This is a genomic window from Kitasatospora sp. NPDC001225 (assembly GCF_053597855.1).
In genome coordinates, this window is sequence record NZ_JBSFJC010000490.1 from 1 (window position 1) to 1,072 (window position 1,072).

The following is a 1,072-nucleotide window of genomic DNA, read 5'->3' on the forward strand; positions in this document are numbered from 1 at the left end:
GGCGCCATCGCCGCCAAGGACGCGGCCGGCCACGACGTCATCCCGTTCACCGGCTACGAGACCCCCAGGCTCACGTTCACCCGGACCGGGTCACCGCTCGCGGACGCGGATCCGGACGTGAGCGTGAGCGTGGCCGCGGGCTCGGGCCCCGCGTGGGCCGCCGGTGCCGCGGTGCCCGCCAGCAGCGCGGCCGCCAGGACACAGACCACCCGGAGCGTCGTCGTCTTCATGGGCTCCCCTCCCCTTGGATTCCTCGTGGATTCCCCCGCGTGGATTCCCCCGCACTCCCCCGTCCCCCAGGGGGAAGCCAACCCTCCGGTCGTGGCCACCGTCAACCCGACCACCCCCGAGACGGGTACGATCTCGCCAACTCCCCTCCACATCGGGCGTGTTCCCGCTCTTCCTTGCCGGTTCGGCAAAAACCCCTTGGCCGCGCGCGGCCACCGGTGCGAGGGTCCGGGAATGACCGTTGACGAACCCTTTGCCCTGCCGACGGCCCTGCCCGGCGGCCTGCTCCTGCGCGAGTCCCGGCCGGAGGACGAGGAGCGGATCGGCGCGCTGCTCACGGAGCGGGGCGACCCGGGGGACGCGCTCGACCACCGCTTGGTGGTCGAGGACCCGGACGCCGGCCGGTCGGCCAGCGCCGTGGTGGTCGACGGCGACCGGGTCGTCTCCACCGCCACCCTGCTGGACGAGGAGCTGCGCCTCGGCGGTGTCCGACTGCCCGCCGGGCAGGTCGACATGGTCGCCACCGACGGGGAGTACGAGGGCCGCGGCCTGGTCCGGGCCCTGCTCCGATGGGCGCACGCACGCTCCGCCGCGCGCGGGCACGTGGTCCAGGTGATGATCGGAATCCCGTACTTCTACCGGCTGTTCGGCTACGAGTACGCGATCGACATCCCGGTCTCGCGGCCGCTGCTCACCGCCCCGCCCAGCATCGGCGCCGGGGACGCCCCCGCGCTGCGCACCGCCCGAGTGGCGGACCTGCCCGCCCTGGCCGCGCTCCAGGAGCAGGCGCAGCGCGGCTTCGACCTCGCGATGGGCCACGCCCCCGCCCGCTGGCGCTGGCTGC

General features: G+C 74.6%; 2 protein-coding genes. One reads left to right on the top strand and one right to left on the bottom strand.

Annotated elements, in window-relative coordinates; genetic code table 11:
* Window positions 1-53: 53 nt before the first annotated feature.
* Window positions 54-230 carry a hypothetical protein gene (locus ACWDCZ_RS41685; protein WP_449818772.1) on the bottom strand — a complete coding sequence of 59 codons (177 nt, stop codon included), beginning with the start codon at window positions 228-230 and terminating at the stop codon, window positions 54-56.
* A 232-nt stretch (window positions 231-462) separates the two neighbouring features.
* On the opposite strand from ACWDCZ_RS41685, the gene ACWDCZ_RS41690 reads away from it, so the two are divergent.
* Window positions 463-1,072: GNAT family N-acetyltransferase (locus tag ACWDCZ_RS41690; RefSeq protein WP_449818773.1), on the top strand; the 610-nt coding region annotated here is incomplete at its 3' end.

Excerpts from the sequence above, each read along its gene's own strand:
- ACWDCZ_RS41685 (WP_449818772.1), bottom strand. The coding sequence starts at position 230 with ATGAAGACGACGACGCTCCGGGTGGTCTGTGTCCTGGCGGCCGCGCTG.